The following is a 20525-nucleotide window of genomic DNA, read 5'->3' as shown; positions in this document are numbered from 1 at the left end:
CATATCAATGATAGAAAAACTGATTGTTCTTGAAGATATTGACCCGGTAATATTTTATGGCGTAAACAACGCCAACATGCAGCTGATAAAGGCCTTGTATCCCAAGCTTCGCATCGTTGCCCGCGGCAATGTCATCAAAGTATTGGGTGATGAGGAGGAAATGTGTGCATTCGAGGAGAACATTACCAAGCTGGAGAAATACTGTGCCGAATACAACTCTTTGAAAGAAGAGGTCATTATAGACATCATCAAAGGCAATGCCCCGCAAGCGGAAAAATCGGGCAATGTCATTGTATTCAGCGTAACCGGAAAGCCGATTATCCCGCGCAGCGAGAACCAGCTGAAGCTGGTAGAGGCATTTGCCAAGAATGACATGCTGTTTGCCATCGGTCCCGCCGGTTCAGGAAAGACCTATACAGCCATCGCGCTTGCCGTGCGGGCACTAAAGAATAAGGAGATAAAGAAAATCATCCTCAGCCGCCCTGCCGTAGAAGCCGGAGAAAAGCTCGGTTTCCTGCCCGGCGACATGAAGGACAAGATAGACCCGTATCTGCAACCACTCTATGACGCCCTGCAGGACATGATACCTGCCGCCAAGCTGAAAGAGTATATGGAGCTGAACATCATCCAGATTGCCCCCCTCGCCTTTATGCGCGGACGCACACTGAACGATGCCGTCGTCATTCTGGATGAAGCGCAGAACACGACCACCCAGCAAATCAAGATGTTCCTCACCCGCATGGGAATGAACACCAAGATGATTGTCACGGGAGACATGACGCAGATTGACTTGCCTTCTTCCCAGACTTCCGGTCTGGTGCAGGCACTGAAGATTCTGAAAGGCGTAAAAGGCATCAGTTTCGTGGAGCTGAACAAGAAAGACATCGTACGCCATAAGTTGGTAACTCAGATTGTGGAGGCCTACGAGAAGTTCGACAAGGAAGCGAAAGCGGAACGTGAACGACGCAAAGCCGAACAAGCCGATAGTAAGATTGAACAGAAACAGTAAATTCTCAAAATCGTAAATATTACAAAGATGAAAGCATTAACAGCAACTGAATTTAACTTTCCCGGACAGAAAAGCGTGTACCACGGAAAAGTTCGTGATGTGTACAACATCAATGGTGAAAAGTTGGTCATGGTAGCTACCGACCGCATCTCAGCCTTTGACGTAGTATTGCCGAAAGGTATTCCCTTCAAAGGACAAATGTTGAACCAGATTGCAGCAAAATTCCTGGATGCCACAACCGACATCTGCCCCAACTGGAAAATGGCTACACCCGATCCGATGGTGACGGTAGGTGTGATGTGTGAAGGATTCCCCGTAGAAATGATTGTACGCGGTTACCTCTGTGGCAGCGCATGGCGTGCCTACAAGAGCGGTGTACGTGAAATCTGCGGCGTGAAGTTGCCCGAAGGGATGAAGGAAAACCAGAAATTCCCTGAACCCATCATCACCCCGACCACTAAAGCCGAGATTGGCGAACACGATGCCGACATCTCCAAAGAAGAAATCCTGGCACAAGGTCTTGCCACACCCGAAGAATATGCCGTATTGGAGCAATACACCATGGCCCTCTTCAAACGCGGTACCGAGATTGCAGCGGAACGCGGATTGATTCTGGTAGACACCAAATACGAATTCGGCAAGCACGACGGCAAGATTTACCTGATGGACGAAATCCATACGCCCGACTCCAGCCGCTACTTCTACTCCGAAGGCTACGAAGAACGTTTTGCCAACGGCGAACCGCAAAAGCAACTCTCCAAGGAGTTTGTACGAGAATGGCTGATGGACAACGGCTTCCAAGGCAAGGAAGGACAGCAAGTACCGGAAATGACCGACGAAATCGTTACTTCAATCAGCGAACGTTACATCGAACTGTACGAACACATCACCGGCGAGAAGTTTGTAAAGGAAGATACCAGCAACATTGCCGAACGCATTGAAAAGAATGTAACCGAATATTTAAAGTAAATGGACTATCCCCAAGAACACATCAAGCCCTACGGTAATGACGGCAAGAAGAGCGAACAAGTGGAAGAAATGTTCGACAACATCGCTCCTGCCTACGACAAGCTGAATCACACCCTATCCATGGGCATCGACCGCAGCTGGCGTAGGAAAGCAATCAAGTACCTACGTCCTTTCCGCCCCCGGCGTATTATGGACGTAGCTACCGGCACCGGCGATTTCGCCATCCTTGCATGCCGCGAACTGCAACCCGATAGCCTGATTGGCACCGACATCTCGGAAGGCATGATGAACGTGGGACGTGAAAAAGTAAAGCAGGCGCACCTCTCGAACAAGATTTCATTTGTCCGGGAGGACTGCACCTCCCTCTCGTTTGCCGACGAAAGCTTCGACGCCGTGACCGTAGCGTTCGGCATCCGCAACTTCGAAGGGCTGGACAAGGGACTGTCCGAGATGTGCCGCGTACTAAAGACCGGCGGACATCTCGTCATACTAGAGCTCTCCACACCAGACCGCTTCCCGATGAAACAGTTGTTCACCATCTACTCCAAAGTTGTCATCCCCCTGCTCGGTAAATGTATTTCGAAAGACAACAGCGCCTACACCTATCTACCGGAAAGTATTCGCGCCTTCCCGCAGGGAGAAGTGATGCAGGAGGTAATCCGCAAGGCAGGCTTCAGCGAAGTGCACTTCAAGCGGCTGACTTTCGGGATATGTACACTTTATGTGGCAACTAAATAAAAAGAAGAAACTTATATAAAAAAGAGACCTTATGAAAGCTACACACACCCTCTATTTATTATTTATTACCCTCCTTTGCGTTGCCGGTTTCACAGCTTGCGATGATTCGGGAAGTGATGATATGATATGGGATTTTGCTCCTATCAAACTGCATATCGCAGTACAAGATGCTCAAGGTAATGATTTGTTGAATCCTGAAACTCCCGGCAACATTGCCAAGCAAGGAATCAAGGCAATCTATAATGGAAAAATATATGAAAAGGACGTTCCAATAAGCCAAACCAAAGCTTACCTTGCACACTTCAACGGTCTGCAAACAATGAAATTTGAAACTGGCAAATACTTTCTCACTTTTGGAGAATTCAATGGCGACGATACATTCGATAACGAAAAAGTGATAATAGACTGGAACGATGGTACTCAAGACGTCATCACCTTCTCTAGCAAACTGATCTGGAAATCAAAAAATAAACCCGTATTCGACAGAAAGTTCTGTTTGAACGGAAAAGATAACGGATTGCAATTCGGAGGTTTTGTTATCATCAAAGAACCGGTAATCACCTCCTCAACTACTTCCGACCAATAATGTACTCCATAAACAAACGAATATAGTTCAATCAATAACTAAAATATTATGCAGAAATACGGTTTAATAGGTTACCCGTTGAAACATTCCTTTTCTATCGGATATTTCAATGAGAAATTCAAGGCAGAAAATATTGATGCAGAATATGTAAATTTCGAAATTCCACGTATCGAGGATTTCATGGAAGTTATCGAGGAAAATCCCAACCTCTGTGGACTGAATGTGACTATCCCTTACAAGGAGCAAGTCATCCCCTACCTGGACGAACTGGACAAAGACACAGCCAAGATAGGCGCCGTCAATGTCATTAAGATTATCCGCCTTTCCAAAGGCAAAGTGAAACTGGTTGGCTACAACTCCGACATCATAGGATTTACACAATCCATAGAACCACTTTTGCAACCACAACACAAGAAAGCCCTGATTTTGGGTACCGGCGGTGCATCGAAAGCCGTATATCGCGGGCTGGAGAACCTGGGTATAAAAAGTTCCTTCGTATCACGCGCCAAGAAAGAGGATAAATACCTCACATACGAAGAACTGACACCGGAAATCATGCAAGAGTACACAGTGATTGTCAACTGTACCCCAGTAGGCATGTATCCCAAAGTGGATTTCTGTCCCAATATTCCTTACGAACTACTGACTCCCAACCATTTGCTCTATGATTTGTTATATAATCCAAACGAAACCCTTTTCATGAAGAAAGGCCAGGCACAAGGAGCCGTCACTAAGAACGGTCTGGAAATGTTACTGCTGCAAGCCTTTGCTGCATGGGAAATTTGGAATAAATAATGAAGAAAACCATAAAATATTCGATTCTCGGTCTGGCTGCCCTCTGCACCGTAGTACTGTGCGGAGGGTACTATATGCTGGGGCATGCTCTGAAACCCGAAGGCCTTATCACACGCAGTCGCAACATTGCCGAATCCTACAACTTCATGTTCGAGCAATATCCCGAACTGCAACCGTGGGTAGACAGTTTGGTGACCGTAGGAGCATTGAAGGACTTCTACATTGAGAACGACCATGGAGAGACGCTACACGCACTCTACGTTGCCGCCACCCACCCCACCCCAAAAACAGCAGTCATCGTACACGGATATACAGATAATGCCGTGCGCATGCTGATGATAGGCTATCTGTACAACAAGGAGATGGACTTCAACATCTTGCTGCCCGACCTCTACGGGCACGGGATGAGCGAGGGAAACCATGCACAGATGGGCTGGAAAGACCGGCTTGACGTACTGCAATGGACCGAAACCGCCGACGAACTCTTCGGGCGCCGCCATACAGACAGCGTAGCATCCCGCAGCACAGAGATGGTAGTGCACGGTATCTCCATGGGAGCCGCCACCACCATGATGGTATCCGGCGAAGTGGAGCATGGTCAATACCAACAGCCTTTCATCAAGTGTTTCGTAGAAGACTGCGGCTACACAAGCGTATGGGACGAGTTTCGCGGAGAACTGAAAGCACAGTTCAACCTGCCCGCCTTCCCTCTTCTGCATACAGCAAACTGGCTCTGCCGGCAAGAGTACGGATGGGACTTCCTGGAAGCCTCTGCTTTGGAGCAAGTAAAGAAATGTACTTTGCCGATGCTCTTCATCCACGGCGATGCCGACACCTTTGTGCCGACGTGGATGGTCTATCCCCTCTACGAAGCCAAGCCCGAACCCAAAGAATTATGGATTGTGCCCGGTGCCACGCATGCTATGTCTTACAAGGATTATCCGCAGGAATACACCGAACATGTAAAGAAATTCGTAGGAAAATACATACATTGATGTGATTTTACCTATCTTCGCCGCAACAAATATTGGTAGTATGAGACGATTTATTTCCATAACATTCTTCTTATGCCTGCTCTTATCCTTGCAGGCACAAGAAGTCTACACCACTAAGAATATTCCTAAAGTACACCTTCAGGACAAGACACGCTATGTGTGCAACCCAGCCGGAATCCTATCCACGGAGGCATGTGACAATATAGACCGTATGCTCTATGCATTGGAGCAGCAAACTGGCATTGAAACGGTAGTTGCCGTTGTCCCGTCCATCGGACAAGAAGACTGTTTTGATTTCTCACACCAGCTGCTCAATGAATGGGGAGTAGGGAAAAAAGAAAAAAACAACGGTTTGGTCATTCTGCTGGTAACCGACCAACGCTGCATCCAGTTTTATACGGGATACGGTTTAGAAGGGGACCTTCCTGATGCCATCTGCAAACGTATACAGACCAAATACATGATTCCCTATCTGAAAGACGGTAATTGGGATGCTGGAATGGTAGCGGGTGTAAAGGCAGTCTGTTCACGTCTTGACGGCACTATGGTGAATGACACGGAAGAGGAGGATGACCTCTCCGTAGGAGGTATCCTACTGGGGCTTATCGGTTTCCTCGCAGTGGCATCTATTATAGGCATCCTTGCCCAACGCGCTGCCAACAAATGCCCCAACTGCGGACAACATAAATTGCAACGTAGCAGCAGCATACTCATCTCACGCCGCAATGGAGTGAAAACGGAAGATGTGACCTACACCTGCCGCAATTGCGGACATAAAGTAGTGCGCCGCCAGCAGTCATACGATGAAAATTACCGGGGAGGAGGCGGAGGTGGTCCGGTCATCTTCGGTGGTGGAGGTCTCTTCGGCGGAAGTGGCGGAGGAGGCTTCAGCGGTGGTAGCTTCGGAGGCGGTATGGGAGGTGGCGGTGGAGCCGGTTCCCGGTTCTAACGCCGAGGATGTGTCATCTGTGTGCCATCAACCGTTTTGACACACCTTCGAGGATACTGGAAGAAAATAAAACGTTTACATAGAATATAATTAAATGATTAATAACTGCCTTCCCCTCCTCCCCTCTCTCTATCGGAGAGGAATCGGAGGTGAGGCCTAAAAATGAAAAGTATGAAGAAATCAACCATTATCATTATCGTTGTTATAGCTCTTCTCGCCATTTGGGGTGTAACCGGCTATAACGGACTCGTAACCATGGACGAAAATGTCAGCGGACAATGGTCGAACGTAGAAACCCAATACCAACGCCGTGCCGACCTGATTCCGAACTTGGTGAATACCGTGAAAGGATATGCCACGCACGAGAAGGAAACACTGGAAGGTGTAGTAGAAGCCCGCAGCAAAGCCACTCAAATCAAAGTGGATGCGGCAGACCTTACTCCGGAAAAGCTGGCTGAATATCAGAAAGCACAAGGTGCGGTGACTTCCGCCCTCGGTAAATTGCTTGCCATCACAGAAAACTATCCGGACTTGAAAGCAAATCAGAATTTCCTGGAACTGCAGGCACAGCTGGAAGGTACGGAAAACCGTATCAACGTAGCACGTACCAACTTCAACAATGCAGCCAAGAACTTCAATACAGCCATTCGCCGTTTCCCCAAGAATATCCTTGCCGGTCTCTTCGGTTTTGAGAAACGAGCTTATTTCGAAGCGGCAGAAGGAGCGGAACAAGCTCCCCAGGTACAATTCTGATAAATACACAACTCTATAGCGAGGCACAAAGGCGAGAAACTTTGTGCCTCGCTTTGTGTTGTAGAAGATTAGATGTATCTTTGCACATTCAATTGAACAAACCTATTATCTCATGAGTAATCAACGATACATGATGCGAGGCGTCAGCGCATCAAAGGAAGATGTGCACAACGCCATCAAGAATATCGACAAAGGTATTTTCCCGCAGGCTTTCTGCAAAATTATCCCCGACATTTTGGGCGGTGACCCGGAGTATTGCAACATTATGCATGCCGATGGAGCAGGCACCAAGTCCAGTCTTGCCTATATGTACTGGAAGGAAACCGGCGACCTGGGTGTGTGGAAAGGCATTGCACAAGATGCACTGATTATGAACATCGACGACCTGCTTTGTGTGGGTGCGGTAGACAACATTCTGGTATCCTCTACCATCGGACGTAATAAACTGCTCATCCCCGGCGAAGTAATCTCAGCCATCATCAACGGTACGGATGAACTGCTTGCCGAACTCCGCGAAATGGGAGTAGGCGTTTATGCCACCGGTGGCGAAACAGCCGATGTGGGCGACCTTGTACGTACCATTATCGTAGACTCGACAGTGACCTGCCGCATGAAGCGCTCAGATGTTATAGACAATGCCAATATCCGTCCGGGCGATGTGATTGTAGGTCTGGCATCTTACGGAAAGGCTACTTATGAGAAAGAATACAATGGCGGTATGGGCAGTAACGGACTGACCAGCGCACGCCACGATGTATTCTCCAAATACCTGGCAGAGAAATACCCTGAAAGCTATGACAAGGCTGTACCCGAAGAACTGGTATACAGTGGCAAGCTAAAACTGACAGACAGTGTCGAAGACAGTCCGCTGGATGCAGGAAAGCTGGTACTTTCCCCCACCCGCACCTACGCACCGGTAGTTAAGAAACTGCTCGATGCGCTCCGTCCCCAAATCCACGGTATGGTACACTGCTCGGGCGGCGCACAAACCAAGGTACTGCACTTTGTGGGAGACAACTGCCGTGTCATCAAAGACAATCTCTTCCCCGTTCCACCGTTGTTCAAGACCATCAAGGAGCAGAGCGATACGGACTGGAGCGAAATGTACAAGGTGTTCAATATGGGGCATCGCCTGGAAGTGTACCTCTCTCCCGAACATGCAGAAGAGGTGATTGCTATTTCGAAGAGTTTCAACATCGATGCACAGATTGTAGGCCGCGTGGAAGAAAGCGACAAGAAAGAACTGATTATCAAGAGCGAATTCGGAGAGTTCAAGTATTAAATATATGGCAGACAACAATACCATACTCGAAAAGCTGGAAGGGCTTGTCGCCCGCTTCGAAGAAGTGTCGACCTTGATTACAGACCCGGCAGTGATTGCGGACCAGAAGCGTTACGTCAAGCTCACCAAAGAATATAAAGAACTGGGCGACCTGATGAATGCCCGCAAAGAGTACATGCAAGTACTGGGCGGCATAGAAGAAGCCAAAGAAATTATCGCCAACGAAACAGACCAGGAAATGCGGGAAATGGCACGCGAAGAGCTGGATGCCTGCCAAACCCGCCAACCGGAACTGGAAGAGCAGATAAAGCTGCTGCTCGTCCCCGCCGACCCGCAGGATGGCCGTAATGCCATCCTCGAAATTCGTGGCGGCACGGGTGGTGACGAAGCGGCAATCTTTGCCGGCGACCTCTTCCGCATGTACACCAAGTACTGCGAATCCAAGGGATGGAGAATGGAGATATCCAGCGCCAACGAAGGTGCAGCCGGCGGTTTCAAGGAAATTGTCTGCTCCGTGACGGGCGACAATGTATACGGCACACTGAAATATGAATCGGGCGTGCACCGCGTGCAGCGCGTACCGGCCACAGAAACGCAAGGACGGGTACACACCTCAGCTGCCAGCGTAGCCGTGCTTCCCGAAGCCGAAGAGTTCGACGTAGTTATCAACGAAGGTGAAATCAAGTGGGACACCTTCCGAAGCGGTGGTGCCGGCGGTCAGAACGTGAACAAGGTGGAATCCGGCGTGCGCCTGCGCTACAACTGGAAGAATCCCAACACAGGCATAGTCGAAGAAATCCTCATCGAATGTACCGAGACGCGCGACCAGCCCAAGAACAAGGAACGCGCCCTCTCGCGCTTGCGTACCTTCATCTACGACAAGGAACACCAGAAGTACATCGACGACATCGCCTCCAAGCGTAAGACGATGGTCAGCACTGGCGACCGCTCCGCCAAGATACGCACCTACAACTATCCGCAAGGACGCATCACGGACCACCGCATCAACTACACCATCTACAATCTCGCCGCCTTCATGGACGGAGACATCCAAGACTGCATCGACCACCTGATTGTGGCGGAAAATGCAGAAAGACTGAAAGAGAGCGAACTGTAAGGCAGTGATAAGTAACCCGTAACTAAAAAATAATATGAACAAACAGCAATTATTCGAGAACATCAAGCGCAAGAAGTCATTCCTTTGCGTAGGTCTTGACACCGACATCAAGAAAATACCCGAACATCTTCTGAAAGAGGAAGACCCTATATTCGCTTTCAACAAAGCCATCATCGACGCTACTGCCGACCTCTGCATCGCCTACAAGCCCAATCTGGCATTTTATGAGAGCATGGGCGTGAAAGGCTGGATAGCTTTCGAGAAAACCGTAAACTACATCAAGCAGAACTATCCCGACCAATTCATCATCGCCGACGCCAAACGCGGTGACATCGGGAACACCTCTGCCATGTATGCCCGTACCTTCTTCGAAGAGCTGGATATAGATTCCGTAACCGTAGCTCCCTACATGGGCGAAGACAGTGTGACCCCGTTCCTTACGTACGAAGGCAAATGGGTAATCCTGCTTGCGTTGACCAGCAACAAAGGCTCGCACGACTTCCAGCTGACGGAAGACACCAACGGCGAACGCCTCTTCGAAAAAGTGCTCCGCAAATCCCAGGAGTGGGCCAGTGACGAACAGATGATGTACGTAGTAGGCGCCACACAAGGCCGCGCCTTCGAAGATATCCGCAAGATTGTTCCCGAACACTTCCTATTGGTTCCCGGCGTAGGCGCACAAGGCGGCTCCCTGGAAGAAGTCTGCAAGTATGGCATGAACAAGACTTGCGGCCTGATTGTCAACTCCAGCCGTGGCATCATCTACGTGGACAAGACAGAGAACTTCGCCGCCGCCAGCCGAAAAGCAGCCCAAAAAGTGCAGGCACAGATGGCGGAAGAGTTGAAAAAAGTGATTAACGACTAACGCTTAATGTTCGAAAGAAAGATTATCAACGACCCTGTCTTCGGGTTCATCAACATACCAAAGGGGTTGTTGTACGATGTTGTACGACATCCTCTTTTGCAACGTCTAAACCGTATCAAGCAACTGGGGTTGTCCTCTGTCGTATATCCCGGTGCGCAGCATACACGGTTCCAACACTCTTTGGGAGCCTTCTACCTGATGAGTGAGGCCATCCAGCAACTTGCCACCAAAGGAAACTTTATCTTCGACAGCGAAGCCGAAGCTGTGGAAGCCGCTATCCTGATGCACGACATCGGCCACGGCCCCTTCTCCCACGTACTGGAAAATACCATCGTGCAGGGCGTCTCCCACGAAGACATCTCCTTGATGCTGATGGAACGTATCAACAAGGAAATGAACGGACAGTTGACACTCGCCATTCAAATTTTCAAGGATGAATACCCCAAGCGCTTCCTGCACCAACTGGTAAGCGGGCAACTGGATATGGACCGCCTGGACTACCTGCGCCGCGACAGCTTCTATACCGGAGTGACCGAAGGCAACATTGGCTCCGCCCGCATTATCAAGATGCTGGATGTAAAGGATGACCACCTGGTAGTAGAGTCCAAAGGCATCTATTCTATTGAGAACTTCCTCACCGCCCGCCGCCTGATGTACTGGCAAGTCTATCTGCACAAAACCTCCGTTGCCTACGAGAAAATGCTGATTAGCACCCTGCTCCGCGCCAAGGAACTGGCAAGCCGCGGCATAGACCTCTTTGCCTCACCCGCCTTGAAATTCTTTCTATACAACGACATCAGCCGGGAGGCATTCTACAACAATCCCGAATGTTTGGAGAATTTCATTCAGTTGGACGATAATGACATCTGGACTGCCCTCAAGGTATGGAGCCGCCATTCGGACAAGGTTTTGTCCACCCTGAGCGCCGGCATGATTAACCGAAACATCTTCAAAGTCGAGATTTCTACCGAACCTATTAGTGAGGAACGGAAAAAAGAACTAACTTTGCAAATCAGTGAACAACTGAACATCCCTCTCTCCGAAGCGAGATATTTCATCTCTACCCCCAGCATCGAGAAGAATATGTACGACGAGGCAGATGACAGTATTGACATCCTCTACAACGACGGCAGCATCAAGAATATTGCCGAAGCATCGGATATGCTCAATATCTCTCTTCTGTCCAAGAAAGTAAAAAAGTACTACTTATGCTACCAACGTTTGCATAGATAAGTATAAAATATTCACCTCAGGACAAGGAAATATAAAAAAAAAGTCCGTTATTTGCGTTTTGAAACCATCTAACAAGAATAAGACATGGAGTTCTCTGCTAAACAAATTGCAACATTTATCCAAGGAGAAATTGTTGGAGACGAGAATGCTACCGTTCACACCTTTGCGAAAATCGAAGAGGGAATACCGGGAGCCATCTCCTTTCTATCCAACCCCAAATATACCCCCTACATATACGAAACCCAATCAAGCATTGTTCTGGTAAACAAGGACTTTGTTCCGGAACAAGAAGTGAAAGCCACCCTGATTAAAGTGGACAATGCGTATGAAAGTCTTGCTAAATTGCTAAATCTTTATGAGCAAAGCAAGCCAAAGCGGGTGGGAATTGACTCTCTGGCCTTTGTTGCCGAGACAGCTAAAATTGGCAAGGATGTTTACATTGCGCCTTTTGCCTGCATTGGCGAATACGCAGAGGTGGGAGACAATACGGTCATTCATCCGCACGTCACGATTGGCAGCGGTGCCAAAGTGGGCAATGACTGTATTATTTACGCTAACTCCACCATCTACCACGATTGCCGGGTAGGAAACCACTGCATCCTGCACTCCGGTTGCGTTATCGGTGCAGACGGTTTCGGCTTCGCCCCCACTTCCGAGGGCTATGAAAAAATACCGCAAATAGGTATCACTATCCTGGAAGACCATGTGGAAATCGGTGCCAACACGTGTGTGGACCGTGCTACTATGGGAGCCACCATCGTACATAGCGGTGTGAAACTGGATAATTTGATTCAGGTGGCACACAATGATGAAATAGGCTCCCACACCGTAATGGCGGCGCAAGTAGGTGTAGCAGGTTCTACCAAGATAGGAGAATGGTGCATGTTCGGCGGGCAGGTAGGCATTGCAGGTCATATTCATATTGGCAACAAAGTGAACCTTGGCGCACAGTCTGGTGTTCCCAGTAGCATAAAGGACGGTAGCCAACTTATCGGTACCCCTCCTATGGAGCTGAAACAATATTTCAAGGCATCCATCGCACAAAGAAGTTTGCCGGAAATGCAAGTGGAACTGCGCCAGCTCCGCAAAGAATTGAATGAACTTAAACAACTATTAAATAAGTAACCAATGTTAAAACAAAAGACTCTAAAAGATAGCTTTTCGCTTAGTGGAAAAGGTCTTCATACGGGACTTGACCTAACCGTTACTTTCAATCCTGCTCCGGATAACCATGGATACAAAATCCAACGTATCGACTTGGAAGGACAGCCTACCTTCGATGCCGTTGCAGACAACGTATCCGAAACTACCCGTGGAACTGTAATCTCCAAAAACGGAGTAAAGGTGAGCACAGTGGAGCATGGTATGGCAGCCCTCTATGCATTGGGTATCGATAACTGCTTGATACAGGTAAACGGACCGGAATTTCCCATTCTGGACGGAAGCGCCCAATATTATGTCAACGAAATAGAGCGCGTAGGCACTGTAGAACAAAATGCCGTAAAAGATTTCTATATCATCAAGTCCAAAATTGAATTCCGTGACGAAACAACCGGCTCTTCCATCATCGTGTTGCCGGACGAGAACTTCAGCTTGAATGTATTGGTATCATACGATTCCAACATCCTCCCCAACCAGTTTGCAACGCTGGAGGACATGACGAAGTTCAAGGATGAAATCGCCGCAAGCCGTACTTTCGTGTTTGTACGCGAAATTGAGCCGTTGCTGCAAGCCGGTCTTATCAAGGGCGGCGACCTTGACAATGCGATTGTTATTTACGAACGCGAAATGTCCCAGGAGAACTATGACAAGCTGGCCGACGTGATGGGTGTTCCTCATATGGACGCCAAACAATTGGGATATATCAACCACAAACCTTTGGTGTGGCCCAATGAATGCGCCCGCCACAAGTTACTTGATGTCATCGGTGACCTGGCCTTGATAGGCAAGCCCATCAAGGGCCGTATCATCGCTACCCGCCCGGGACACACTATCAACAATAAGTTCGCCCGCCAGATGCGCAAGGAAATCCGTTTGCACGAAATACAAGCCCCTACCTACGACTGCAACCGCGAACCGATTATGGATGTAAACCGCATCCGCGAACTTCTGCCTCACCGTTACCCGATGCAATTGGTGGACAAAGTCATAGAAATAGGTGCCAACTACATTGTAGGTGTCAAGAACGTAACTTCCAACGAACCTTTCTTTCAAGGACACTTCCCGCAGGAACCCGTAATGCCCGGTGTGTTGCAGATAGAGGCAATGGCACAGACGGGAGGTTTGCTTGTACTGAATTCAGTGGATGAACCGGAACGTTACTCCACCTACTTCATGAAGATTGACGGTGTGAAATTCCGCCAAAAAGTGGTACCTGGAGATACCCTCATCTTCCGTGTAGAGCTGATGGCCCCCATACGCCGCGGCATCTCTACCATGAAAGGCTATGTGTTTGTAGGCGAAAAAGTTGTCTGCGAAGCAGAGTTTATGGCGCAAATAGTTAAGAACAAATAATAAAATTTACGATTAGACTATTTACGATTTACGATTCAAATTACTCGTGAGAATTATCACATTCGGATAAAATCGTATATACAGTAAATCGCAAGTATTCTCAATCGTAAATCGTAAATAGCTAAATCGTAAATAATATGATAAGTCCCTTAGCGTATATTCATCCCGAAGCCAAAATCGGGGAAAACGTAGAGATTGCTCCTTTTGTTTTCATTGACAAGAATGTGGTAATCGGTGATAACAACAAGATTATGGCAAATGTCAACATTCTGTACGGTGCACGCATCGGCAATGGAAACACCATTTTCCCGGGAGCCGTTATCGGTGCCATTCCCCAGGATTTAAAGTTCAGAGGGGAGGAAAGCACTGCTGAAATCGGAGACAACAATATCATACGTGAAAACGTAACTGTCAACCGCGGTACAGCTGCCAAAGGCAGAACCATCGTCGGCAACAACAATCTCCTGATGGAAAGTGTACACGTGGCCCACGATGCTCTGATAGGCAACAGCTGTATCATTGGCAACTCTACAAAAATGGCGGGTGAAATTGTCATCGACGATTATTCCATCATCAGTGCCAATGTACTGATGCACCAATTCTGCCATGTGGGCGGTTATGGAATGATACAAGGCGGCTGCCGTTTCAGCAAGGACATCCCGCCGTACATCATTGCCGGACGCGAGCCTATCTGCTATGCGGGAATCAATGTGGTAGGGTTACGCCGCCGTGGCTTCTCCAACGAGACCATTGAGAAAATCCATGATGCCTATCGTATTATCTATCAAGGCGGTCTGAACAATACGGATGCCTTGAAGAAAATCGAGGATGAAATGGAAATGACACCGGAAATAAGCTATATCGTAAACTTTATACGTGAATCAGCCCGCGGCATTATCCCCGCAGGAAAATGAAAAACGTATGATTTACACAAAGTCAGAAATCATAAATTATAAATCATCATGATCTACAGATTTACAATCATCTCTGATGAGGTGGACGATTTTGTCAGAGAAATACAGATAGACCCGGAAGCTACCTTTTATGACTTCCATGAAGCGATTCTAAAGTCGGCAGGCTACACTAACGACCAGATGACTTCTTTCTTCATTTGCGATGATGACTGGGAGAAAGAGAAAGAAATTACGCTGGAAGAAATGGATGACAATCCGGAAATGGACAGTTGGGTGATGAAAGAGACCCAGTTGAGCGAACTGGTTGAAGACGAGAAGCAGAAACTTCTCTATGTATTCGATTATATGACTGAGCGCTGCTTCTTCATCGAGCTTTCTGAAATCATTACCGGAAAGGAAATGAAAGGAGCCAAATGCACCAAGAAAGCAGGTGAAGCTCCCAAGCAGACCATTGATTTTGAAGAGATGGCAGCTGCTGGCGGTTCCCTTGATTTGGACGAAAACTTTTACGGCGACCAGGACTTCGATATGGAAGATTTCGACAAAGAGGGTTTCGGCGGTTTGGACGAAGCCGGAAACTCCTTTGAAGAAGAGAAATATTAAACAGACATACCATACAGATTTCTTTTAGGCACGGATTACACGGAAACACACGGTTGTTATTGAATATTCCGTGTAATCCGCGTAATCCGTGCCTATTTTTTTACCCGCATGCACACCCTAATCGTACTTATCGGTCCCACCGGAGTAGGCAAAACAGAGCTCAGCCTCCGATTGGCAGAACATTTCCATACTTGTATCGTCTCGGCCGATTCGAGACAACTCTATGCAGATTTAAAGATAGGCACGGCTGCCCCTACACCGGAGCAACTGCAACGGGTACAGCATCACTTCGTCGGTACCCTGAAGCTGACAGACTATTACAGTGCCGCCCAATACGAAGCGGAAGTGATGAAGCTGCTGGAAGACCTGTTTACAAAGCATAACACCGTACTGCTGACCGGAGGCTCAATGATGTATGTAGATGCAGTCTGTAAAGGAATTGACGACATTCCGACCGTAGATGCCGATACACGCCAGCTCATGCTGCACAAATACGAAACAGAAGGTCTGGAAAGACTTTGTGCGGAACTTAAGCTGTTGGATCCGGAATATTACAAAATAGTAGATTTGAAGAATCCCAAACGCGTAGTCCATGCTTTGGAAATCTGCTACATGACGGGAAAGGCCTACACTTCCTTCCGCACTCAACAAAAGAAAGAACGCCCCTTCCGTATCATCAAAATAGGATTAACACGTAACCGGGAAGAGCTTTATGAACGCATCAACTGCCGGGTGGACCAAATGGTGGAAGAGGGTTTAGTGGAAGAAGCGCGCATGGTCTACCCGCATAAAAGTCTAAATTCCCTAAATACAGTAGGCTACAAAGAAATATTCAAGTACCTGGATGGTGAATGGACATTACCCTTTGCCATCGAAAAGATAAAGCAGAACTCACGCATCTATTCCCGTAAGCAAATGACCTGGTTCAAACGGGACGAGGAAATCCACTGGTTCCACCCGGAGCAGGAAGGGGAAATACTGGAATACTGTCATTGTTCCATCAAAGGCGTATAAGCCTTTCGGACAAGTGCTTCCACATCTTGATAAAGCTTCTGCATTTCTTGAGAATCAATGCTTCCTTGCTGTCTCCAGCTGTCCAACAATAGGCATGTACGGCGAAACACCTCTGCCTCTACCGTAACAAGCTGCTGCATATAGCCATTATTCTCCATATTGTACAGTTTTTCCCAATTCAGATAACGATTGGTTCCCATCCCCTGATTATAACAAAAGACATTGTTGGAAAGCCGGAGTGACCAATCACTGAGCGGAGCGGCGGCACACGCCTTGTCCCAACATACCATCGGAGGCAGAAGTCTATCCGCATCCTTCACCCAAAGCGGCACGGCAATACCCGTAGGAGGATATCCCAGCATTGTCCACATCGTAGTAAGTTCCGCCTTCTCACCCGGTTTTACGCCCTGCACCACAATGGAACAAGAAGTGCTGTTACGGGGAATAAAATCCTGGTCGACAAACCAACCGGAACCTTGCGGGCGATTAAATTTCCCGTTCTTCAAATCAATATCAAGCATGCCGTTGCGAAACGAACGTGAAAGATCATTAAATATACCCTGCGGTGTGATCCCTCCCGTTGCAGAAGCCCTCATCAGTACCCTGTCTGCCTCCATATAGCGTACATAACCTGCCCCCCGATTTGCTTCACCGGCAAAAGAGAAGTTGGTACGGGCAATGTAGCCGTAAGGAGCATCTTTGGGATTATTGGCATCATACATCGTATATTTATAATAATCCACCTCAAACATGGCGGCAGCGCCTTGAGCGTCGATTACGCCAAAATTGGCCTCTATCAAGCTGGGCTTGGAAATGGTATCGAGGAAATGGCAGAAATCCTCCACCGTGGCACAAACCTCCAAGGCACGGTAGATAATCCTCCCGTTGGCTGCCCCCCGTTCTTCCCCATCTTTCACTTCCACCAGATTGTAGGATTGGGTGTTCATCAAGGCAAAACCAACGGAGTTTGTACCCATCCATGCCTCTTTCAAGGCAGGAAAGTTAGCACTATTCACATCGGCAATGAAGTTATACTTCTCCCCTTTTATATAAGCAACATGATTTCGCAGATAGTCCGTATCACGGTTTTTCCATAGCAACGGACGGCCGTCAGGAGTAACCTTTCCAGAAACGACGGCAGATGTACAAGCCAGAACCGGCTCAGCAGTGAGTGCCGCAAGCAGTCCCCATATTAAAAAAAGATGTTTTATCATAACCTTGCCTTCCTTAGATTTATATTCGCAAAGGTATGATAATCTGTGAAAGGGCAAAAGAAATCCTCTGAAATCCTTATCCCCTATTCATCAGGAAAGAATTATTCGCTGACAAGTTTCTGCAACTTATCCTGCATATACCGAAGTTTCGCAGTTCCAGTACCTTGTTCTATATGACGGATAATGCCTTTCTTATCCACCAGTATAGTGACCGGCATACCACTCACATGAAAGGTCTCGAAGAAAAACAAGTCATCGGCTATCTGGGTAAAGAGGAAAGGACGGCTCTCTACAATTTTCTTTATTTGTACAGCACTGTCAAAAGTCGTAGCAAGATAGGTTACATCAGGATAGACTTCTATCCATTTGTTCAGCTCCGACATTTCACGGATACAAGGACCACAGCCGGTATACCAGAAGTTCAAGACCATAGGACGTCCCGTCACATCGGCCTTGCTCCATTCCTGTCCTTCTGTGTCTTTCACTTTGAATTCCGGAAAAGCCTTTCCTATCCATTCTTCCTTCTTCAAAGTCTGTACGGCACCGCCTATCGGCAACTTCTTCCCCGTTCCTCCACGGTAACTCATCAAGAAAGCTTCCGCACCAGGCACCTCGTCGGCAGGAGTAGCATATTCTCTCACCTCCTCAGACAGCACAATGCCCTTGCGCAAGCGGAGTTCCGTAACCTCGTGTCTCGCGCCGTCCTCATGTATTATGAAAGCCGCCACGTTGTCCGAACCCACACCAGGCGGCATGCCTTCGAAGAAAAGCCCGCCCACCAAATAATATTTCTTACCGGCTGTCTGGGCAGAGCAAAGCCCTGCCCCCACAGCTACCAGAATCAGAAACAAAGAGAGAATTTTCCTTATCATAGTTGTTAGAGACTATTCACTTTTCAGCGTAATCGTAAGCTTGGGCTGCACCTTCACTTTGCCGGTAGCCATGCCTATATACGAAACAACCAATACAGCATCCTTAGAAGGTACAGAAAGGACAAAATTGCCATTGACATCGGTAACGCTTCCCGTAGTGGTACCTTCTATCAGAACAGCCGCACCGATAACAGGCTCACCCTGCTCATCCACCACTTTGCCTTCCACTTTCATATTGCCTTTGGCAATGGTCTTTTCTACAGCTTTAGTTTTTTTAGTAGTGATGTAAATCTCACCTTTTCCACCTGCCTCTTTCTTCACCTCAATACCCTCAATATTCTCGGCAGGTATTAAATCATCGATAGTTTTAGTACCCAAGTCAACCTTTTCTCCATCAATATAGACAGTCTTTATTAAATCAAGACTACTCTTATGCTGTACTTTAGCATTCTCTGCCACCTCATTACCCCGGCGGATAACCATACCCGGAGTTCCTTGTTTCAGGGTTATCAGAACAACGCCATTCTGTCCCTCTTCTCCATATAAATCCGTGGCAGATTTATCTTTCAAAACCGTTACACGTTCTATCTTATCAGGATTCAATGCACTCATGACAGATGGCGTCACCTCTTTTCCATCCACAATATACAATGGCTCTTTCCCATTACCCGCATATCCTTCAACTGTAATACCATTGGCAGAAGAAGTTTTTTCAAGTTTGTCGTCGTCCAGCCTGAACATCACCGGCACCGTAAATTTCACAGCCACCGGCTGCCCCTTCTGTCTCCCCGGCTTCCACTTCGGCATAGTGTTTATCAATCGCAGCGCCTCGGCATCCATATCCTTATCCACAGAACGGAGCACCTTGGAGTCCTTGATGCTTCCATCTTCATCCACCACAAACTGGACAGTGACCCGTCCCTGCGTACCGTTCTCTTTGGCAGATGCCGGATAACGCATATTCGTCTTGATATAATCCATGAAAGCACTCATTCCGCCGCCGGGAAATTCCGGCATCTCCTCTGCCACCTCGAAGACCGGAGTTCCCTTCAACTGCTTGCGGACTTCCGCCGGTACATACTTCACATCGGCAGGCTTCGTAGTGTCACCTGCACTTTCCACCACTTTTGTTTCTACAATTGCAGCCAAATCGTTAACTTTGACGCTTGAAATCTTCTCCACTTTATCGGAGACTTCGGGACGGGCAAAAGCTGTCACTGCAATGGCAGCTACCGGAAGTACATAAAGATACTTCAAACGTGCCCACGGGCTTGATTTTTCTTTTAACATCATAGTGATACGTTTTTTAAGTTTACTGTGATTAAAGCTGTTGGCCATAGAGTAGAGCCTTGTGCCGACAGCTTTTTTTATTAATAATAGTTGATACAGTTTTGCATCCACACCCTCCTTTATCACCATTTCATCCGCTTCAAACTCATGGATATTCTGCAATTCCTGCTTCAGGAGCCATGATGCCGGATTGAACCACTGAAAGAAAATGCAGACATCAGCCACCAGCAAGTCCCAGGAATGGCGGTTATGGATATGGGCAAGCTCGTGGATAAGGATTTCCCGTCCGTTCTCCTCCAAGTCTTTCCGTGAAATGACAATATATCCCATCCAACTGAACGGAGCGATGTCACAGTTGTGTACAATCAAAGTAACGCGCTCTTTCCTGCCCGGTAAGTAGCTGCCAATATCCTCTTTTTTACCCGATTTCAGCAACATCAGTAACCGTACCAACGAATATACGTTGCGGAAGGCAAAGAAAACGATTCCTGCCAGATAGACAAGCAGCGCCACTTGTATCCAGGTGACTGTTGCCGTTTCAGCCCTTGCTCCGGCCTCAGTGGCATTCACTGCATCTGCCATCATCAGCAACTGCTCCAATGTCAGCATCGTCTGGTGCACTTCCGTCTCCTGCTTCACACTTACCTCTACCAAAGGCAATAGGCAGGACAACAGCAAAATGCCCAACAATGAAAAACGGTTGAAACGATGAAACGTCTCGCGCGCCAGCAACAAGCGATAAAACAAATAGAATATCGCCAGGCAAACAGAAGATTTGAGTATATAAACAAAAAACAGACCCATGGAATTATT

The 20525-nt window shown here is 47.8% G+C and carries 20 protein-coding genes; 17 read left to right on the top strand and 3 right to left on the bottom strand.

The window, feature by feature from the left end; translation table 11 throughout:
- Positions 1-7: 7 nt before the first annotated feature.
- The 17 genes from DWY55_RS06145 to miaA all read left to right on the top strand — a co-directional run bounded on the left by DWY55_RS06145 (position 8) and on the right by miaA (position 16336).
- Positions 8-1009: a PhoH family protein gene (locus tag DWY55_RS06145; RefSeq protein ID WP_005823681.1), complete on the top strand. Its 1002-nt coding sequence runs from the start codon at positions 8-10 to the stop codon at positions 1007-1009.
- A gap of 27 nt (positions 1010-1036) precedes the next feature.
- Positions 1037-1978, top strand: coding sequence for a phosphoribosylaminoimidazolesuccinocarboxamide synthase (locus tag DWY55_RS06140; RefSeq protein WP_005823683.1), 942 nt, complete (start codon positions 1037-1039; stop codon positions 1976-1978).
- A complete protein-coding gene (ubiE, locus tag DWY55_RS06135) occupies positions 1979-2716 on the top strand; it encodes a bifunctional demethylmenaquinone methyltransferase/2-methoxy-6-polyprenyl-1,4-benzoquinol methylase UbiE (protein WP_005823685.1) in 738 nt (245 codons plus the stop codon).
- Positions 2717-2747: 31 nt separating this feature from the next.
- Complete coding sequence (locus DWY55_RS06130) at positions 2748-3302, top strand: hypothetical protein (protein ID WP_117719871.1); 555 nt, start codon at positions 2748-2750, stop codon at positions 3300-3302.
- Positions 3303-3350: 48 nt separating this feature from the next.
- Entirely contained in the window at positions 3351-4097 is a 747-nt protein-coding gene (locus DWY55_RS06125) for a shikimate dehydrogenase family protein (RefSeq protein ID WP_005823689.1), read from the top strand.
- Positions 4097-5092, top strand: a complete 996-nt coding sequence (locus DWY55_RS06120; protein WP_005823691.1) for an alpha/beta hydrolase — start codon at positions 4097-4099, stop codon at positions 5090-5092. The genes DWY55_RS06125 and DWY55_RS06120 overlap by 1 nt, the downstream gene beginning before the upstream one ends.
- Positions 5093-5132: 40 nt before the next feature.
- Positions 5133-6041: a TPM domain-containing protein gene (locus tag DWY55_RS06115; protein ID WP_005823693.1), complete on the top strand. Its 909-nt coding sequence runs from the start codon at positions 5133-5135 to the stop codon at positions 6039-6041.
- Positions 6042-6212: 171 nt separating this feature from the next.
- Complete coding sequence (locus DWY55_RS06110) at positions 6213-6794, top strand: LemA family protein (RefSeq protein ID WP_005835359.1); 582 nt, start codon at positions 6213-6215, stop codon at positions 6792-6794.
- 112 nt (positions 6795-6906) lie between these two features.
- On the top strand, positions 6907-8076 hold the full coding sequence (locus DWY55_RS06105; protein ID WP_005835357.1) for an AIR synthase-related protein: 1170 nt from the start codon (positions 6907-6909) through the stop codon (positions 8074-8076).
- 4 nt (positions 8077-8080) lie between these two features.
- On the top strand, positions 8081-9193 hold the full coding sequence (prfA, locus tag DWY55_RS06100) for a peptide chain release factor 1 (protein WP_005823698.1): 1113 nt from the start codon (positions 8081-8083) through the stop codon (positions 9191-9193).
- Positions 9194-9227: 34 nt separating this feature from the next.
- Positions 9228-10058: an orotidine-5'-phosphate decarboxylase gene (gene pyrF / locus DWY55_RS06095; RefSeq protein WP_005823701.1), complete on the top strand. Its 831-nt coding sequence runs from the start codon at positions 9228-9230 to the stop codon at positions 10056-10058.
- Between the two features lie 6 nt (positions 10059-10064).
- Complete coding sequence (locus tag DWY55_RS06090; RefSeq protein WP_005835351.1) at positions 10065-11291, top strand: HD domain-containing protein; 1227 nt, start codon at positions 10065-10067, stop codon at positions 11289-11291.
- 84 nt (positions 11292-11375) lie between these two features.
- Positions 11376-12416, top strand: coding sequence for a UDP-3-O-(3-hydroxymyristoyl)glucosamine N-acyltransferase (gene lpxD, locus DWY55_RS06085; RefSeq protein WP_005823705.1), 1041 nt, complete (start codon positions 11376-11378; stop codon positions 12414-12416).
- Positions 12417-12419: 3 nt separating this feature from the next.
- Positions 12420-13805 (top strand): bifunctional UDP-3-O-[3-hydroxymyristoyl] N-acetylglucosamine deacetylase/3-hydroxyacyl-ACP dehydratase, encoded by a 1386-nt coding sequence (locus tag DWY55_RS06080; protein ID WP_005823709.1) that lies wholly within the window; start codon positions 12420-12422, stop codon positions 13803-13805.
- Between the two features lie 137 nt (positions 13806-13942).
- Complete coding sequence (gene lpxA / locus DWY55_RS06075; RefSeq protein WP_005823711.1) at positions 13943-14719, top strand: acyl-ACP--UDP-N-acetylglucosamine O-acyltransferase; 777 nt, start codon at positions 13943-13945, stop codon at positions 14717-14719.
- Between the two features lie 48 nt (positions 14720-14767).
- Complete coding sequence (locus tag DWY55_RS06070; protein ID WP_005823714.1) at positions 14768-15322, top strand: IS1096 element passenger TnpR family protein; 555 nt, start codon at positions 14768-14770, stop codon at positions 15320-15322.
- A gap of 108 nt (positions 15323-15430) precedes the next feature.
- Complete coding sequence (miaA, locus tag DWY55_RS06065) at positions 15431-16336, top strand: tRNA (adenosine(37)-N6)-dimethylallyltransferase MiaA (RefSeq protein ID WP_005823716.1); 906 nt, start codon at positions 15431-15433, stop codon at positions 16334-16336.
- Here miaA and DWY55_RS06060 read toward each other — a convergent pair.
- From DWY55_RS06060 to DWY55_RS06050, 3 genes are all read right to left on the bottom strand, one after another.
- Entirely contained in the window at positions 16312-17550 is a 1239-nt protein-coding gene (locus DWY55_RS06060) for a carcinine hydrolase/isopenicillin-N N-acyltransferase family protein (RefSeq protein ID WP_022401725.1), read from the bottom strand. The genes miaA and DWY55_RS06060 overlap by 25 nt on opposite strands.
- 101 nt (positions 17551-17651) lie before the next feature.
- Positions 17652-18422, bottom strand: coding sequence for a TlpA family protein disulfide reductase (locus DWY55_RS06055; protein WP_022401726.1), 771 nt, complete (start codon positions 18420-18422; stop codon positions 17652-17654).
- 12 nt (positions 18423-18434) lie between these two features.
- Complete coding sequence (locus DWY55_RS06050; RefSeq protein WP_022401727.1) at positions 18435-20516, bottom strand: M56 family metallopeptidase; 2082 nt, start codon at positions 20514-20516, stop codon at positions 18435-18437.
- Between the last annotated feature and the right edge of the window lie 9 nt (positions 20517-20525).

It is taken from the genome of Bacteroides sp. AF25-38AC, assembly GCF_003602995.1.
Lineage (GTDB): Bacteria > Bacteroidota > Bacteroidia > Bacteroidales > Bacteroidaceae > Bacteroides > Bacteroides uniformis.
This window is presented reverse-complemented; position numbering and strand designations above follow the sequence as displayed.

What these genes read in the sequence shown, in the direction of transcription:
- DWY55_RS06145 (WP_005823681.1), top strand. Translation starts at nt 8, where the DNA reads ATGATAGAAAAACTGATTGTTCTTGAAGATATTGACCCGGTAATATTT.
- DWY55_RS06140 (WP_005823683.1), top strand. Translation starts at nt 1,037, where the DNA reads ATGAAAGCATTAACAGCAACTGAATTTAACTTTCCCGGACAGAAAAGC.
- ubiE (WP_005823685.1), top strand. Translation starts at nt 1,979, where the DNA reads ATGGACTATCCCCAAGAACACATCAAGCCCTACGGTAATGACGGCAAG.
- DWY55_RS06130 (WP_117719871.1), top strand. Translation starts at nt 2,748, where the DNA reads ATGAAAGCTACACACACCCTCTATTTATTATTTATTACCCTCCTTTGC.
- DWY55_RS06125 (WP_005823689.1), top strand. Translation starts at nt 3,351, where the DNA reads ATGCAGAAATACGGTTTAATAGGTTACCCGTTGAAACATTCCTTTTCT.
- DWY55_RS06120 (WP_005823691.1), top strand. Translation starts at nt 4,097, where the DNA reads ATGAAGAAAACCATAAAATATTCGATTCTCGGTCTGGCTGCCCTCTGC.
- DWY55_RS06115 (WP_005823693.1), top strand. Translation starts at nt 5,133, where the DNA reads ATGAGACGATTTATTTCCATAACATTCTTCTTATGCCTGCTCTTATCC.
- DWY55_RS06110 (WP_005835359.1), top strand. Translation starts at nt 6,213, where the DNA reads ATGAAGAAATCAACCATTATCATTATCGTTGTTATAGCTCTTCTCGCC.
- DWY55_RS06105 (WP_005835357.1), top strand. Translation starts at nt 6,907, where the DNA reads ATGAGTAATCAACGATACATGATGCGAGGCGTCAGCGCATCAAAGGAA.
- prfA (WP_005823698.1), top strand. Translation starts at nt 8,081, where the DNA reads ATGGCAGACAACAATACCATACTCGAAAAGCTGGAAGGGCTTGTCGCC.
- pyrF (WP_005823701.1), top strand. Translation starts at nt 9,228, where the DNA reads ATGAACAAACAGCAATTATTCGAGAACATCAAGCGCAAGAAGTCATTC.
- DWY55_RS06090 (WP_005835351.1), top strand. Translation starts at nt 10,065, where the DNA reads ATGTTCGAAAGAAAGATTATCAACGACCCTGTCTTCGGGTTCATCAAC.
- lpxD (WP_005823705.1), top strand. Translation starts at nt 11,376, where the DNA reads ATGGAGTTCTCTGCTAAACAAATTGCAACATTTATCCAAGGAGAAATT.
- DWY55_RS06080 (WP_005823709.1), top strand. Translation starts at nt 12,420, where the DNA reads ATGTTAAAACAAAAGACTCTAAAAGATAGCTTTTCGCTTAGTGGAAAA.
- lpxA (WP_005823711.1), top strand. Translation starts at nt 13,943, where the DNA reads ATGATAAGTCCCTTAGCGTATATTCATCCCGAAGCCAAAATCGGGGAA.
- DWY55_RS06070 (WP_005823714.1), top strand. Translation starts at nt 14,768, where the DNA reads ATGATCTACAGATTTACAATCATCTCTGATGAGGTGGACGATTTTGTC.
- miaA (WP_005823716.1), top strand. Translation starts at nt 15,431, where the DNA reads ATGCACACCCTAATCGTACTTATCGGTCCCACCGGAGTAGGCAAAACA.
- DWY55_RS06060 (WP_022401725.1), bottom strand. Translation starts at nt 17,550, where the DNA reads ATGATAAAACATCTTTTTTTAATATGGGGACTGCTTGCGGCACTCACT.
- DWY55_RS06055 (WP_022401726.1), bottom strand. Translation starts at nt 18,422, where the DNA reads ATGATAAGGAAAATTCTCTCTTTGTTTCTGATTCTGGTAGCTGTGGGG.
- DWY55_RS06050 (WP_022401727.1), bottom strand. Translation starts at nt 20,516, where the DNA reads ATGGGTCTGTTTTTTGTTTATATACTCAAATCTTCTGTTTGCCTGGCG.